Origin of the sequence: Mesorhizobium sp. M4B.F.Ca.ET.089.01.1.1 (assembly GCF_004022605.1) — a bacterium.
Taxonomy (GTDB): Bacteria; Pseudomonadota; Alphaproteobacteria; order Rhizobiales; family Rhizobiaceae; genus Mesorhizobium; species Mesorhizobium abyssinicae.
Genome location: NZ_RZOS01001048.1, coordinates 1 through 779 on the forward strand (window position 1 = coordinate 1; position 779 = coordinate 779).

At 57.5% G+C, this 779-nt stretch carries 1 protein-coding gene; it reads left to right on the plus strand.

Annotation, left to right across the window (positions count from 1 at the left end; translation table 11 throughout):
- The coding region (locus tag EN780_RS35925) for an ABC transporter substrate-binding protein (protein ID WP_245500239.1) at positions 1 to 568 on the plus strand (568 nt) is incomplete at its 5' end.
- Positions 569 to 779 lie beyond the last annotated feature (211 nt).

The window sequence follows — 779 nt, forward strand, 5'->3', positions numbered from 1 at the left end:
GCTTCTTGACGAGGCGGGCTGGAGGCAGGGTCCTGATGGAATCCGGGGGAAGGACGGCGAAAAGCTAAAGCTCACTTTGGTGACCACGACCAACCCGGTGCGCAACCAGTTCCAGGCGATCATCAAGCAGTGGTGGCACGATATAGGCGTTGAGGTAGAATTGAGGAGCATCGACGCTTCGGTCTTTTTCGGAAGCGATCCGAGCAATCCGGAAACGTACAGTAACTTTTATGCCGACGCCCAGATGTGGGCCAACTACTTTAGCGGTTCCGATCCCGGCGCATATGCCGAGAGCTACACCTGTGGCCAGTCGCATGGAAGCAACACCCCGCGCTACTGCGACACGAACTACGACGCGCTGGTGACAGAGCTCGGAAAGACCGCTGATATCGAGAAGCGCGGCGAGATAGTCAAAAAGCTCAATACCATTTTAATGGACAGTTACGCGATCATGCCGCTGGTCTGGCGCGCTGGCGTCTCGGGGATCTCCAACACGCTGGGCGGCACTGCCAGTAACGCCTGGGATTCCGAGTTGTGGAACGCTCAGGACTGGTATCGCAACAAGTGAAATTGGCTGCGCGTTCTTGCAAGAGCGCCCGCCTTTCCATGTCCCACGCCGGCCGCGGTCACTATTGCCCCGGCCGGCAGCAATATAGGTACGGCGCATGCTCAACTATGCCATCCGACGACTGCTTATCTCGGTCCCGACCTTGTGTTTGATCAGCCTCGTGATCTTCTCACTGCTCAAAATGGCGCCTGGCGATCCGCTATCGCAGTTG